13 protein-coding genes are annotated in these 13,557 nt (G+C 54.5%); 7 read left to right on the top strand and 6 right to left on the bottom strand.

The annotated features are described in order from the left end of the window. Positions 1 to 102: 102 nt before the first annotated feature. On the top strand, positions 103 to 912 hold the full coding sequence (locus NFU03_RS12040; RefSeq protein ID WP_251638996.1) for an ABC transporter substrate-binding protein: 810 nt from the start codon (positions 103 to 105) through the stop codon (positions 910 to 912). A 281-nt stretch (positions 913 to 1,193) separates the two neighbouring features. Here the strand turns inward: NFU03_RS12040 and NFU03_RS12035 are convergent, their stop codons facing one another. Then, complete coding sequence (locus tag NFU03_RS12035) at positions 1,194 to 1,586, bottom strand: ferritin-like domain-containing protein (RefSeq protein ID WP_251638994.1); 393 nt, start codon at positions 1,584 to 1,586, stop codon at positions 1,194 to 1,196. A 72-nt stretch (positions 1,587 to 1,658) separates the two neighbouring features. On the opposite strand from NFU03_RS12035, the gene NFU03_RS12030 reads away from it, so the two are divergent. Together NFU03_RS12030 and NFU03_RS12025 are read left to right on the top strand one after the other, a co-directional pair. Next, entirely contained in the window at positions 1,659 to 1,862 is a 204-nt protein-coding gene (locus tag NFU03_RS12030) for a YheE family protein (RefSeq protein WP_251638993.1), read from the top strand. Between the two features lie 54 nt (positions 1,863 to 1,916). Continuing rightward, positions 1,917 to 2,060, top strand: coding sequence for a hypothetical protein (locus tag NFU03_RS12025; RefSeq protein WP_251638992.1), 144 nt, complete (start codon positions 1,917 to 1,919; stop codon positions 2,058 to 2,060). Positions 2,061 to 2,123: 63 nt separating this feature from the next. Here the strand turns inward: NFU03_RS12025 and NFU03_RS12020 are convergent, their stop codons facing one another. The 3 genes from NFU03_RS12020 to NFU03_RS12010 all read right to left on the bottom strand — a co-directional run bounded on the left by NFU03_RS12020 (position 2,124) and on the right by NFU03_RS12010 (position 7,041). Next, positions 2,124 to 3,383 carry an MFS transporter gene (locus NFU03_RS12020; protein WP_251638991.1) on the bottom strand — a complete coding sequence of 420 codons (1,260 nt, stop codon included), beginning with the start codon at positions 3,381 to 3,383 and terminating at the stop codon, positions 2,124 to 2,126. A 173-nt stretch (positions 3,384 to 3,556) separates the two neighbouring features. Beyond that, the gene (locus tag NFU03_RS12015; RefSeq protein WP_251638990.1) at positions 3,557 to 5,302 is read right to left on the bottom strand and encodes an ABC transporter ATP-binding protein; all 1,746 of its coding nucleotides are present in this window, start codon (positions 5,300 to 5,302) and stop codon (positions 3,557 to 3,559) included. After that, a complete protein-coding gene (locus NFU03_RS12010; RefSeq protein WP_251638986.1) occupies positions 5,299 to 7,041 on the bottom strand; it encodes an ABC transporter ATP-binding protein in 1,743 nt (580 codons plus the stop codon). Before NFU03_RS12010 ends, NFU03_RS12015 begins: the two co-directional genes overlap by 4 nt. A 546-nt stretch (positions 7,042 to 7,587) precedes the next feature. Between NFU03_RS12010 and NFU03_RS12005 the strand changes: the two genes are divergently transcribed. Then, positions 7,588 to 8,943, top strand: coding sequence for a hemolysin family protein (locus NFU03_RS12005; RefSeq protein WP_251638984.1), 1,356 nt, complete (start codon positions 7,588 to 7,590; stop codon positions 8,941 to 8,943). Between the two features lie 50 nt (positions 8,944 to 8,993). Here NFU03_RS12005 and NFU03_RS12000 read toward each other — a convergent pair whose 3' ends face one another. Continuing rightward, positions 8,994 to 10,553 carry a carbon-nitrogen hydrolase family protein gene (locus tag NFU03_RS12000; protein ID WP_251638982.1) on the bottom strand — a complete coding sequence of 520 codons (1,560 nt, stop codon included), beginning with the start codon at positions 10,551 to 10,553 and terminating at the stop codon, positions 8,994 to 8,996. Between the two features lie 116 nt (positions 10,554 to 10,669). Between NFU03_RS12000 and NFU03_RS11995 the strand changes: the two genes are divergently transcribed. From NFU03_RS11995 to NFU03_RS11985, 3 genes are read left to right on the top strand one after another with little or no spacing between them, the layout of a single operon-like run. After that, positions 10,670 to 11,095 carry a disulfide oxidoreductase gene (locus tag NFU03_RS11995; protein ID WP_251638980.1) on the top strand — a complete coding sequence of 142 codons (426 nt, stop codon included), beginning with the start codon at positions 10,670 to 10,672 and terminating at the stop codon, positions 11,093 to 11,095. Positions 11,096 to 11,097: 2 nt separating this feature from the next. Beyond that, on the top strand, positions 11,098 to 11,571 hold the full coding sequence (locus NFU03_RS11990; protein WP_251638978.1) for a thioredoxin family protein: 474 nt from the start codon (positions 11,098 to 11,100) through the stop codon (positions 11,569 to 11,571). A 23-nt stretch (positions 11,572 to 11,594) separates the two neighbouring features. Then, positions 11,595 to 12,437, top strand: coding sequence for an RluA family pseudouridine synthase (locus NFU03_RS11985; RefSeq protein WP_251638976.1), 843 nt, complete (start codon positions 11,595 to 11,597; stop codon positions 12,435 to 12,437). 41 nt (positions 12,438 to 12,478) lie between these two features. Here the strand turns inward: NFU03_RS11985 and NFU03_RS11980 are convergent, their stop codons facing one another. After that, a complete protein-coding gene (locus NFU03_RS11980; RefSeq protein WP_251638974.1) occupies positions 12,479 to 13,309 on the bottom strand; it encodes an aldo/keto reductase in 831 nt (276 codons plus the stop codon). Positions 13,310 to 13,557 lie beyond the last annotated feature (248 nt).

Below are 13,557 nucleotides of genomic sequence, written 5' to 3'. Positions count from 1 at the left end.
CCAACGATTAGGGCCGGCTCCAACAGGCAGAGCTGCAGATTTCCCAACCGCTTTCATGTAGGATGGAAGAAGTGGAACTAACCGCAGGAAAGGATGATTCCGATGAAACGCACTGTACTAGACACACTTGGCCGGACGGTCACCTATTCGTATCCGCCCAAACGCATCATCTCCCTCTGTCCGGGCATCACAGACACACTGCTTGCACTCGGCCTGAAAGACGAAATCGCCGGTCGCACCCGGTTCTGTATCCATCCCTTGCCGGAAGTCCTTGATATCCCGGCTGTCGCAGGGACCAAAGACATGAAGCTCGATCAGATCCTTCAGCTGCAGCCCGACCTGGTCATCGCGGAAAAGGAAGAGAATACGAAGGAGATGGTCGATACGCTCGCATCGCATGTCCCTGTCTATGTGGCCGAAGTCCAGACAGTCGGTGAAGCATACGGAATGATGACAGCACTCGGCGACGTGACTGCTCGCGGCAGCGAGGCGGCTGCACTCGTCCGGCAGATCGAAACCGGATTCCGTGCAATCGAAGGCATTTCATCAGGGAGCGTCTTATATATGATCTGGAAAAAACCGTATATGGCCGCGGGGAACAAGACATATATCGACTCGGTCCTCGCCCATCTCGGCTTCACGAATGCATCCGCACCGTTCGACGGCCGCTATCCTGCACTTGAGCCGATAGACATTCAAAACGCGGACTCGTCCCTAGTCCTTTTAGCGTCGGAACCGTATCCTTTCAAGGAGAAGCATATAGATGAGTTCCAAGAACTGCTGCCTACTGCACAGATCGTGCCGGTCGACGGGGAGATGTTCTGGTACGGTCCGAGGATGCTTGAGGCCGTGCCGTACTTCGAGAAGACCTTCTCCCGCCTGTCTCAGGAACTGTCTCAGCGGCGGGAATGACTTACCGTTTTTTTCCTTTCGCCTCCATATTTACACAACTCCTTTTTAGTGCTATAGTAATTCAGTCGGCAGATCTTTTATCATGCAGCGGTGACGTTTTACAGGGCTTTTAGTAACGAACCGTGGTACTGATCTCCCCGATGCATTCTGCGTGCACTACATTGACAGCATGCTGTCTTACACATGATGTGTTTCTGATTGGCCTCAGGAATTCATTTTTGCCTTCTATATAGTTCTTGAAGAAACCACCTGCTGCGTCATGCGGCCGGTGGTTTTTCGTTTCAGGGGAGGCCGTTGTAAATGACCGACAGCCGGATCGCATGCTCCATCTCATCCTGCATGGCGATGAAGAGCGGATTGTAGGCCTCCTGGATCGGGACGGACAGCAGCATCTCCTTATACGTCTCGACACCTTCCAGTTCGTCGAGCAGGGCTTTCTGGACGCATGACTTCACGTCATAGCACGGCGCCAGGCGCTTTGGGTTGGCAACGTAGCTGCCCGTCAGCATATAATGGAGCTGCTGGAACATTTCATAATGACTTTTTTCGTCTTCATATATATGGCGGATGAAATCTTTCCACATTGGCTTTTCCACTTGCTGCTCGAGCGACTTATAGAGGAAATATGCCTGGTATTCATCCTGGATAGCCTGTTTCAGCTTGGAGACAAACACTTCTTGCCCTCCCGTATCGTTTACAGCGATTGTATGCGGGACCTGCAGGAAACATGAAAGGAGACGAAGCATATGCTGCAGCATTTCAAGGTTCAGCCGATGTTCGCCGGGGGCCAGCTGCCGGGCTGGACGTTCTCGTTTTACATAAGTTCTGCGCGCTGTACGGGTGATTACATGCCAGACGGTACGATCCGCTGGACATCCGCACCGCCTGCTGACGAAGAAGAGGTCAAACGGATGATCCACGAACTGATGACCTTCCATGTGTATGAATAATCCCCAAGCTGGCGAGCACACTAGATGTGATCACAGAATGCGGAGGGATGACGGATGGACGGGAAAACTCCTGAACAATTGAAGAAGGAACAAGCGCAGCTCCGCGTGGAGGACCAGAAGACCGAGAATGTCTTCGAGGACAAGAGCCGCGTTCCGGAAGAGCAGAACGCCTGGAAGGAAACACAGCCGAAGCGGTGACACATGGTGTTCATTGAAAAAAGCGGCCCGGCATGTCGATGATGACATGCCGGGCCGTTTTTGTCATTCAGCGGACAGCTTCTGCCTGCCGATCACGATGTAATAGTAGACCGATGACACGATGTACAGGGCAGCGGTGATCGTGAAGGCGACCGCATAGCCCCAGTAGAACCCTTGCGCGACGACAAGGCCTGTGGCGATCGGACCCATCGATGCCCAGCCGAGCTGGAACACGGTCTGGTTCATGGAATTGGCAAGCCCTCTGTACTTGTCCGTCACGAGTTCCATCGCAATGGCACTCTGGATCGGATTCCCGGCGTTCATGAGCGCTTGGCGCAGCAGGAATCCGAGCGACGCGAGCAGCAGGGAGTGCGTGAATGCCGTCAGCAGCAGGAATGGGATCGACAGCAGCTGGAAGATGATGAGCGCCTTGACTTTCCCGACTTTCTTGACGAGCAGCGGTCCGATCATCACGGCGACCGCCGTCATCGCGGAACCGAGCGACAGGACGAGGCCGATCGTCGAGTTGGATGCCCCGAAGCGGTTCGCGAAGTACAAGTTCAAATACGGGACGACGAGACCGGAACCGAGCCCGATCAGCAGGCCGGCGAACGAGAAATGGAGGATCAGTGTGAAGTTCCTTCTGAAACTGCTGTCCGCCGGGTCCCCGTCGGGCGCTGCAGCCGTCCCCCTCACTTGCACAGGAACCGGCGGCTGATCCCGCAGTACGAGCAGCGGCGGCAGGCCGAGGGCAAAGACGCCCGCTCCGACATAGAGTGACCACCGGATCGCGTCCACTGTCGCCATGCGGAACAGCGCTTCGAATGCATCCGCAAGCAGTCCTCCTGCGAGGCTGCCGAACACTTGGGCGACCGTCACCAGTGCGAACTGGATGCTGAACAGCTTGACCCGCTCGGACGGCGAGGAGTTCTCCGCCAGGAACGGGATCCCTGATACTTGCACGAAGGCCATGAATACACCGGTCAGCAGCGACATGTAGACGATCGGCCCTTCCAGGACGGCGGCACTCCGCAGGAACAGCGTCACCATCGCAACAGCCGCTCCGCCCGCGATCATCCACTTCCGGCCGAACCGGTCACTCAAGTACCCAGCCGGCACGAGCATGACGGCTGTCGCAAGCGCCGTCATCGAAATGACTTTCCCGTTGACCGTCTCCGGCATGCCGAGTTCCCGGATATATAGGTTGTACATGACCATGAACACACCGAGCCCGATCTGGATGAACACATTGGCGAGCAGGAAGTATTTTATATTGCGGTTATATGACAGAATGGTCTGTTTCCAGTCTCTCAGGAGAGTCACGTGATGCCCCACTTTCTTTTCTAAACATTTCGATACTCTAAATATATGTGTTTTTCAGCCGCCAGGCAATCATTTTGCCGGTGATTTTTCATCATCCTGGAAAGCAGGCATGAAAAAGTGCCCGGGACGCTCCAGCTGGAGGTCCCGGGCACTAAGGCCGCAGCAGTCGGGAATCAGGAAACCGACATGCCTGACTGCAGTTTGTACATTTGTGCATACTGGCCGTCGAGTGCGACCAGTTCGTCGTGCGTGCCGCTTTCCGCAATCTCCCCGCGGTCGAGGACGAGGATGCGGTCGGCGTTCTTGATGGTCGACAGACGGTGGGCGATGATAAATGTCGTACGCCCTTTTTTCAGGACATCCATGGCGTGCTGGATGATCTCTTCCGTTTCCGTGTCGATGTTCGACGTGGCTTCATCCAAAATGAGGATTGCGGGGTCGAACGCAAGCGCCCGCGCGAACGAGATGAGCTGGCGCTGGCCGCTCGACAGCGTGCTGCCTTTTTCCACGACAGGCTCGTCGACGCCGCCCGGCAGGTGTTCGAGCACCCGCTCCCCGCCGACAGCCTCCAGAGCCGCCTGCACCGTTTCCCGTGAAATACGCGGGTCGCTCAGGCTGATATTGGATTCGACCGTCCCTGTGAACAAGTACGGATCCTGCAGGACGATGCCCATATGGCTGCGGATCGTCTGACGCGGCAGCGACATGATGTCCTGCCCGTCGATCAGGATCTTCCCCTTCACCGGATCATAGAACCGGAACAGCAAGTTCATGATCGAACTTTTCCCAGAGCCGGTATGGCCGACGAGGGCGACCGTCTCTCCGCGCTTCGCTTCGAATGTGATGTCCTTCAGCACGTACTCCTCTTCTTTGTAAGCGAACCAGACGTCTTTGAATTCCACATTCCCTTCGTAGCGCTCCATCCGGTCATCGCTGACAGGCTCGCCTTCGCGATCCATCAGCTGGAAGACCCGTTCCGCTGCGACGAGTGAGTGCTCGAGACGTGCGAACTGGTTGACGATCCCTGTCACCGGGTTGAACAGACGGGTGATGTAGTCGACGAATGCGTAGAGCATCCCGACGGAAATGACGCTTTCCGCATCGAACGAAGCCCCTGCGAAATACCAGATGAAAATGACGAATGTCAGCGACCGGATCGAGTTGACCAGGTTGTGTGACGTCGCCGCTTCCACTTTCAGCAGTTTCGTCTGATATTCGTAATGGGTCGTGTTCAGTTCTTCGAATTCTTCCTCCATCTGCTTTTCCCGTCCGAACGCCTGGATGATCGTCATCCCGTTGATGGATTCGTTGATCATCCCGTTCATGTCACTCACTTTCGAGCGGATGACATGATTCACTTTCGACGCGAATCTGCGGTAGAGGATCATCCATATATAGAGCAGCGGCAGGACGAACAGCAGGATAGCCCCCATTTTCGGATCAAGGCTGAACAGCGCGATATAGATCCCGATGATGTACATGCCGCTGATCGCGAACTGTGAAACGACGGTGACGTATAGATGGCGGATGGCCTCTGTATCGTTCGTCACCCGCGCGACGACTTTACCGGCCGGCAAGTTGTCGAAATAGCTGATCGGCAGCGTCTGGATATGCTGGTACAGCTCATTCCGCATTTTCTGGACAATCCGGTTCGCAGTCGCCTGCAGCATAATATACTGGCCGTAACGGAAGATGGCCGTCACGACGGCGAGTGCGAAGAAGATCGCCAGCAGTTTCGCAATCGGAGTGAAGTCGATCCCGCCGGTTTCCGCTCCTGCGATATGGTTGTCGATGATCTGTTTCGCAATGATTGGGCCGAGCAGGTCGGCACCGACAGCGACAGCAAGGAGTGCCATGCCGCCGATGAAATAACCTTTGAATTGCAGTGCATAATTGACGAGACGTTTACCTGTGGTCATGACTCGTCACCTCCAATCTGCTGACGGTCATATTGTTCTTTGTACCAGCCGTTTGCTGCCAGCAGGTCTTCATGTGTCCCTTCCTCGATGACACGGCCGTCTTCGAGGACAAGTATCCAGTCGGCGTGCTGGACGGCGGACAATCGGTGGGTCGTGATGATTGTCGTCTTCCCGCTCCGCTCATTCTGGATATTTTCGATGATCCTCGTTTCCGTCTTCGCATCGACTGCGGAAAGCGAGTCGTCCAGCACGAGGATCTCCGGATTTTTCACGATGGCTCGGGCAATCGAAATGCGCTGTTTCTGCCCGCCGGACAGCGCGACACCTTTTTCGCCGACGAGCGTCGCAAGCCCTTCCGGAAGCATTTCCAGATCCTTTTCGAAATGCGCGAGGCGGATCGCTTCTGCGATGTCTGCGTCCGTCGCATCCGGTTTACCGAACAGGATATTATCCCGCACGGAACGGGAGAACAGGACATGATCCTGCGGGACGTAGCCGACCCAGCTGCGGACCTGTTCTTTCGTCATGTCGTCGAGCCGCCTGCCGTCGAATGTCAGCAGACCTTCACCCGCAGGATATTCACGCAGCAGCTGCTTGACGAATGTCGTCTTCCCGCTTCCCGTCTTCCCGACGATGCCGAGTGTCTGGCCGCCGCCGAGTTTCAGCTGGATACTGTCCAGGTTTTTACGGTGCGACGTCGGATAGCTGAAGCTCACTTCGTCGAAACCGAGCATCCCCGGCCGTTCCATCTGCACGGGCATGGACGGATCGCGCACATCTTCGGCTGCGTCCAGCGTTTCCTGGACACGGTCGAGCGACGCATTGCCGCGCTGCATGACGTTGATGAGTTCGCCGATTGCGAACATCGGCCAGACGATCATGCCGAGATATACGTTGAATGTCACGAGTCCTCCGAGCGTCATTTCCTCCACCGACACGAGATAGGCTCCGTAGCCGAGTCCGATCATATACGACAGTGATGTCATGATCTTCGAAATCGGTGTGAACAGTGCATCGATCCGCTCGACGTCCATATTTTTCTGATAGACGTCTTCCGTCGCCTCCGCGAAACGCCCTTCTTCGGCACGCTCCTGGACGTAGGCACGGACAACGCGCACCCCTGCCACCGCTTCGAGCACATCGTCGTTCAGATCACCGAACGCGCGCTGGGCTGTGACGAATTTCAGATGGATCCGCTTGCCGAGCACCTGCATGAGGTACGCGAGGATCGGAAGCGGCAGGATCGCCGCCAATGTCAGCTTCCATGATACGAGGAAGCCCATCATGACGATCAGCGTGGACAAATATACAGTCGAATCGATCAGTGTCATGATCCCGAAGCCGGCTGTCTCTGAAATCGCCTGCAAGTCGTTCGTCGAGCGGGCCATCAGATCACCGGTCTTGTTGCGCTGGTAGAACGACGGTGTCATCTTCAGGAAGTGGCGCATGAGATTGCCGCGCAATTTCCGTTCGATGACGTTGGCGCCGCCGAACAGCTGGTACTGCCAGACGAAGTCCCCGACATAGCCGACCACGATGATGAGCAGCATGATCCCGATGTACGTCCAGAGCGTTTCTGAGGTCATCGTGTTCAGGTGGATCCCGTCGATCGCCTTCCCGATGATCCATGGCGGTACGATTGCGAGCACGCTTGTCAGCATGAGCAGCAGCAGTGCAACAGTGTACCGTGTTTTATTCTCCTTAAAAAACCAACTTAATTTCCCTAAAACCGAAAACATACTTTTCTACGACCTTTCCTGGAGACGGCTGGCTATCCGCCATCACCTGTCTCCTTTTTCCCCGTACTCTTCACTTGCCCGATTGGTTTCATCACATCGATAACGCCCCTTTCCCATTCATCTCTATGCAGCACGCAGAAGCGTGAAGACATCCATTTCAAAAACAGAAAAAAAGACACACGCTCCTATTCAGAAGTGTGTGTCTGAAACGGGGACGTGTCCCTTCCGTTCAAGCGTTCCGCTGCCGTGCAGCCAGAAATCGCCTATTCAAAAGGGAGTGCTTGAAATTGTCGGTTTGTTTTTTTTCCAGCTGCAGTCATGTCAAGCACTCCTTTCTTTCGAGTTTCGAATAATTCCAGATTAGCATGCTCTTTTGAATATTGTCAACACTTTCTTGCAATCTTTCGAAAATTGGTTCTCCAAGCGGCACGGATGGACACACCGAGGAAAAATCATTGAATTTCCGCTGTTTTTACCTTATCATTGAATCATCTACCCTATTTTAAAACTACAGGAGGTGTACGCTTTGTTTCTCCCGCGTGCGGCATGGAACAAAGCACCTATTTGGATATTCCCATACGCTTGGCAGCATTTGCTGCCTTAATCGCCCTCACTGCCTTTTTCGTGGCAGCTGAGTTTGCAATAGTGAAAGTTCGGATGACGAGGATCGACCAGCTCGCATTGGAAGGTAATAAGAAAGCGATCGACGCTCAGCGCGTCGTGACGAATCTGGATGATTACCTGTCCGCCTGCCAGCTCGGCATCACCATTACAGCACTCGGCCTCGGGATGCTCGGGGAGCCGACGGTCGCCCTCTTGTTCGAGCCGGTATTCTACCGCTTGGATCTGTCGCAGAGCCTGACCGCTTTTCTGTCATTCGCCATCGCGCTGATCATCGTGACGTTCCTGCATGTAGTTGTCGGGGAACTTGCGCCGAAGACGATCGCCATCCAGAAAGCGGAGCGTATCACACTGTCCCTCGCCAAGCCGCTCATTCTGTTTTTCCGTACGATGTATCCGATCATCAAGCTCATGAACATCAGTGCACGCTTCGTCACCCGGATGTTCGGCTTCCGGCCGATGTCGGAAGCGGACGTCGCCCATACGGAGGAAGAGCTCCGGATGATCCTCTCCGACAGTCTGAAAAGCGGGGAGATCAACCAGTCCGAATACAAGTACGTGAACAAGATCTTCGAGTTCGACGACCGGGTCGCAAAAGAGATCATGGTGCCGCGGACTGAAATGATATCCATCAGTAAGGAAATGACGTCGAAAGAACTGTTCAATATGGAAGGTGTGGAGCAATTCACACGGTACCCTGTCACGGACGGGGACAAAGACCATGTCATCGGGCTCATCAATATGAAGAACTTGCTGACGGCATACATCAAGAATCCGAAAAACGGCGAACTGCCCGTTGCTGCATATATGCAGCCGATCATCCGTGTCATCGAAACGATGGCCATCGGGGATCTGCTGCTGAAGATCCAGCGGGAACGGATCCATATGGCGATCCTAATGGACGAATACGGCGGTACTTCCGGGCTGGTGACCATCGAAGACATCCTCGAGGAGATCGTCGGCGAGATCCAGGATGAATTCGACAAAGATGAACTGCCGGATGTCCAGGTGATCGGGGAGAACCATTATATCCTCGACGCGAAAATGCTGATCGAGAACGTCAACACGACTCTCGGCATCGACATCGATGAAGAGGATATCGATACGATCGGCGGCTGGATCATGTCCCAGCGGTTCGAGGCCATCCCCGGTGAAAAGATCATCGAACAGGGTTATGAGTTCTCCGTGAAAGACGTGGAAGGTCATCATATCCTCTACTTGGAAGCGGAGAAACTCGTCCCGGACGGCTCCGATCTGACACAGGAAGAAGCGGACGACTGATCCGCATTAGAAAAAGACGGCTGCAGAGCTTACACTCTGCAGCCGTCTTTTCATTGTCCCGGGTTCTTTGAGAAGTATTCCACTTTGTACACATCATGCCGGCGGTCTTTCAGCTGCTTGACCGTCCCTTCCTGACGCTGGCGCTTCAGAATCTCCAGATCGACATCGCCGATCAGCACCGTTTCAAGATTCGCATTCGTCTCGCCGACGATGCCGTCACGCGCAAACTCGAAATCGGAAGGTGCGAAGATGGCGGACTGGGCATACTGGATATCCATATTGACCGCCTGCGGCAAGTTCCCGACCGTTCCGGAAATGACCGTGTAGATCTGGTTTTCCACGGCCCGCGCCTGCGCACAATAGCGCACACGTAAATAGCCTTGCCGATCTTCCGTACAGAACGGAGTGAAGATGATGTTCGCCCCTTTGTCGGTCGCGATACGGGCAAGCTCCGGGAACTCGATGTCATAGCAGACCTGGATGGCGATCTTTCCGCAGTCCGTATCGAAAACGCGGACGGAATCCCCTGCGCTGATCCCCCAATACTTCTTCTCGTTCGGGGTGATATGCAGCTTGTACTGCTTGTCGATCGATCCGTCCCGTCTGAACAGGTAGGAGATATTGTAGATCTCTTCATCCTCTTCCTCGACGAAGTGGGAGCCGCCGATGATATTGACGTTGTAGCGTACGGACAGGCTGTTGAACAGCTCGATATAGTCTTCCGTATACTCCGTCGCGATCTTCCGGACAGCCTGGCTTGCGGACGGCTCATCCAGGAACGACATGAGCTGTGTCGTGAAGATTTCCGGGAAGACGACGAAATCCGAGTTCGCATCCGCCGCGACGCGGACGAAATACTCCACTTGTGACGCGAGTTCGTCGAAGCAGGAGATCTTGCGCATCAGATACTGGACGACACAAATACGCACCGGGTAGCTCGTCTTGTAATGCCGTTTCGTGACGGCCCGGTAGTCGATATTGTTCCATTCCATAAGTGTCGCATACCGCTTCGATGCCTTATCATCCGGCAAATAGTTCGGATTGATGCGCATCAGGGTGAAGTCATTCATGATCTGGAAGGTCAGGACCGGATCATAGATGCGGTGGCGCGCCACAGCATCGACATACTCGCGCGGCGACATTTCGTCCGCAAACTTATGGTAATTCGGGATGCGTCCGCCGATGATGATCGACTTCAGGTTCAGCTGCCGGGCCAGCTCTTTCCGGGCTTCATACAGCCGCTCGCCGACCCGCATGCGGCGGTATCCGGGATGCACCATCACTTCGATGCCGTATAAGTTGTAGCCTTCGGGGTTATGGTTCGTTATGTAACCGTTGTCTGAAATGTCATCCCACGTATGGCGGTCGTCGTATTCTGCGAAGTTGACGATCAGGCTTGAACAGGAGCCGATGATCCGCCCGTCGAGTTCCGCGACAAACTGCCCCTCGGGGAAAATCGCCAAGTGGCTCTCCAGATGCTCCTTCTCCCAAGGTTCCATGCCAGGGAAGCAGGCTATCTGCATTTCCAGTATTTCCGGTATGTCCGACAACTGCATCTGACGGACGACCATGCTCGTTTCAAATGATGATAAATCGAATTCCTCACTCAACAAAAATCACCTCGTAACCTTGTATACCCACTTTCCAGGCGAATATGCCGAACAATAGCGAAAAAGTGGTTTACCCTTTATAATGGGGAGCGAACCCAGCTGAGAGGAGCAGGCAAATGGAAAAACGGCAAGAAAATCTTTTAGTGTTCATCTGGACGGTCGCGCTGGTCGCCACTGCCGGATCGCTCTACTATTCCGAAGTGAAAGGGTACGTTCCTTGTCTGTACTGCTGGTACCAGCGGATCCTCATGTATCCGATCATACTGATTGCAGGGGTTGCCCTGATCCAGAAGAACAGCCGAATTGCTGTGACGACAGCTGTTTTCAGCGGAATCGGCGTCCTGCTGTCCGGCTACCATTATGCACTGCAGAAAGTGAACCTCCTGCAAAATCATGCAGGCACGTGCGGAGAAGTGCCGTGCACAGCCCAATACGTGAATTATCTTGGATTCATCACGATCCCATTCATGGCGTTGACGGCATTCATCTTTATACTGATAGCAAGCATCCTTATGCTTATGCACCCGAAGGAGAGGAACTGAAATTGAAGAAACTGCTCATTATCGGCGGGATCGTCGTCGTATTTTTTGTCGCGATCATCGCTCTCACCAATGCCTCGAACAAAAGCAAACTGAAAGACAACCCGTACGGGACAGATGACTTGGCGAAATCGACGGTCGACCTGATCGGCAACGAAAATTATGACAGCATCGTACTGCCGGATGCCGTATTCAAGAAAATTGAGTCGGGTGAGCCGACGACGGTCTATTATTTCCATCCGGAATGCCATTACTGCATGCAGATGACACCGATCCTCATGCCGATCGCGAAGGAAGAAGGCGTGAAAGTGAACCAGTTCAACATGCTGGAATTCGGTGATCAGGCAAAAGAGAAGTACGGCATCGACGCCTGGCCTGCGCTCGTCCAGTACGAAAACGGCCAAGAAGTCGGCCGTCTCGTCGGGCTTCAGCCGGAAGAGAACATCCACGAATTCTTCAATACGTATTACGGTAAGTGACAGATCGGAAAAGAGGACAGACTATGACAACTTTCAAATACACCGTCCAAGACGGCAGCCAGACACTCGAGCAGCTGCTGCGTGATGAATGGCAGGCCGGCAAGAAAAATATCCACGAACTGCGGATGGCCGACGGCGTCACCGGTGAAACGGGTGAGCCGGTTTCCTGGCGCCTGCCGCTCGGGGAAGGAACTGTGCTGACGTTCACCCTTCCCGCAGCGCAATCCGACTATGAATCGAAAGACGTCCCCGGTGTGCGGGTGCTGCAGGAGGACGACCATTACCTGGCGGCGTTCAAGCCGGCCGGCATCCCGGTCCACCCCGACGGCGCGAGCAGTGAACCGACTCTGATGAATGCTGTCATCGCACACGTCCGGGCTGACGGCGGTGAATATGCGGAGCATATCCAGCGTCTTGACAAAGGGACAGCCGGCATCGTCCTCATCGCGAAGCATCCGATGGCCAAAGCGATGTTCGACCGGATGCTTGCTTCAAACGATATCCGCCGGGTCTACCGTGCCGAGCTCGAAGGCCGTCTGAAAAAGACGCGCGGCATGGTCAACCTGCCGATCGGCCGCGACCGCCATCATGCATCGCGCAGACGGATCTCCATGTCCGGCCAGTCGGCGGTGACACATTTCACCGTAACCGGACGGACAGAGGAATCGACTAACATCGAAGCGACACTCGACACAGGGCGCACCCATCAGATCCGTGTACACATGGCTCACCTCGGACACCCGGTTGTCGGTGACAACTTGTACGGAGCACAGGCGCTGCCGGACGGATCGTACCGTCTGACAGCGGCGGAAACGTCGTTCGTCCACCCATTCACCGGCGAGAAAGTGACGATCACAGCTGAATGAACAGACAAAAGCGGCATGGATATCGATCCATGCCGCTTTTTTTATCGTCCGATCGTGTCCGGATCGGTGCCTGTCCGTTCGTTGCGGTTCAGTCCGTCGATCTTCACCATTTCTTCATCAGTCAGCTGGAAATCGCCGACTTGGCTGTTTTCGAGGATCCGTTCCGGTGTGACCGACTTCGGAATGACGATCAGGTCATGCTGCAGATGCCAGCGGATGATCACCTGTGCCGCCGTCTTCCCGTGTGCTTCACCGATTTCAGTCAGCACCGTATTGTCGAGCAGCTGCCCTCTCGCGAGCGGCGACCACGACGTAACAGCAATGCCATGGTCGAGGCAGTAATCCCGCAGCGGCACTTGTGTCAGCAGCGGGTGAAGTTCCACCTGGTTCACCATCGGGGCAACGTTCGCAGTCACGGCAAGCTCCTCCAGATGATGGATATGGTGGTTGGAGACACCCGGCACCCGGATCAGTTTTTCATCGTAAAGGCGCTCGATCGCCCGGTACGTGTCCGCGAACGTTCCCGGCATCGGCCAATGCGTCAAGTATAGATCCAAGTAATCGAGCCCCAGTTTCTTGAGGGACGTCTCAAATGCCCGCAATGTCTGATCGTAGCCTTGGTCGGTGTTCCACACTTTCGAGGTGATGAACAGTTCACTTCTGTCCAGACCGGACATCCGGATCGCTTCCCCGGTTTCTGCTTCGTTCTCATAAATGGCAGCAGTGTCGATGGCGCGGTAGCCGTTACGGAGCGCGTACGTAATCGCCTCGACAGTTTGTTCCGGGTCAGTCATCTTGTAGACACCGAGTCCGAAGCGCGGCATCTCCACGCCATTCTTCAGCTGTTTCGTTCCTGTATAGATCGATGACATCATCATTCCTCCTTATCGTCTCCTCCATATGCTACCATTGAAGGCGCTGCCTGAAAACGATTATGCCGGCGATTTGTCGGTATCATGTCACAAATAATTAAGCCGGTCATTTCTTTTTGCCCGCTGTTCCGGTATAATGAGGAAAGTACAAGTGATTCAACAGGAGGGTATCTAATGAGACTCATCTTAATCATGGGTGTCTGCTTCGCATTCCTTTCCGCAATCTTCACTGGCGGTTATGAAGACAA

This window comes from Sporosarcina sp. NCCP-2716 (genome assembly GCF_023707985.1).
Classification (GTDB): domain Bacteria; phylum Bacillota; class Bacilli; order Bacillales_A; family Planococcaceae; genus Sporosarcina.
Note: the sequence above shows the minus strand (reverse complement) of the source record. Positions and strands in the feature narration are given on the sequence as shown.

Coding starts and splice junctions, on each gene's coding strand:
- NFU03_RS11980 (WP_251638974.1), bottom strand. CDS start 13,309: ATGTCATCGATCTATACAGGAACGAAACAGCTGAAGAATGGCGTGGAG.
- NFU03_RS11995 (WP_251638980.1), top strand. CDS start 10,670: ATGGAAAAACGGCAAGAAAATCTTTTAGTGTTCATCTGGACGGTCGCG.
- NFU03_RS12030 (WP_251638993.1), top strand. CDS start 1,659: ATGCTGCAGCATTTCAAGGTTCAGCCGATGTTCGCCGGGGGCCAGCTG.
- NFU03_RS12010 (WP_251638986.1), bottom strand. CDS start 7,041: ATGTTTTCGGTTTTAGGGAAATTAAGTTGGTTTTTTAAGGAGAATAAA.
- NFU03_RS11985 (WP_251638976.1), top strand. CDS start 11,595: ATGACAACTTTCAAATACACCGTCCAAGACGGCAGCCAGACACTCGAG.
- NFU03_RS12040 (WP_251638996.1), top strand. CDS start 103: ATGAAACGCACTGTACTAGACACACTTGGCCGGACGGTCACCTATTCG.
- NFU03_RS12005 (WP_251638984.1), top strand. CDS start 7,588: ATGGAACAAAGCACCTATTTGGATATTCCCATACGCTTGGCAGCATTT.
- NFU03_RS12025 (WP_251638992.1), top strand. CDS start 1,917: ATGGACGGGAAAACTCCTGAACAATTGAAGAAGGAACAAGCGCAGCTC.
- NFU03_RS12015 (WP_251638990.1), bottom strand. CDS start 5,302: ATGACCACAGGTAAACGTCTCGTCAATTATGCACTGCAATTCAAAGGT.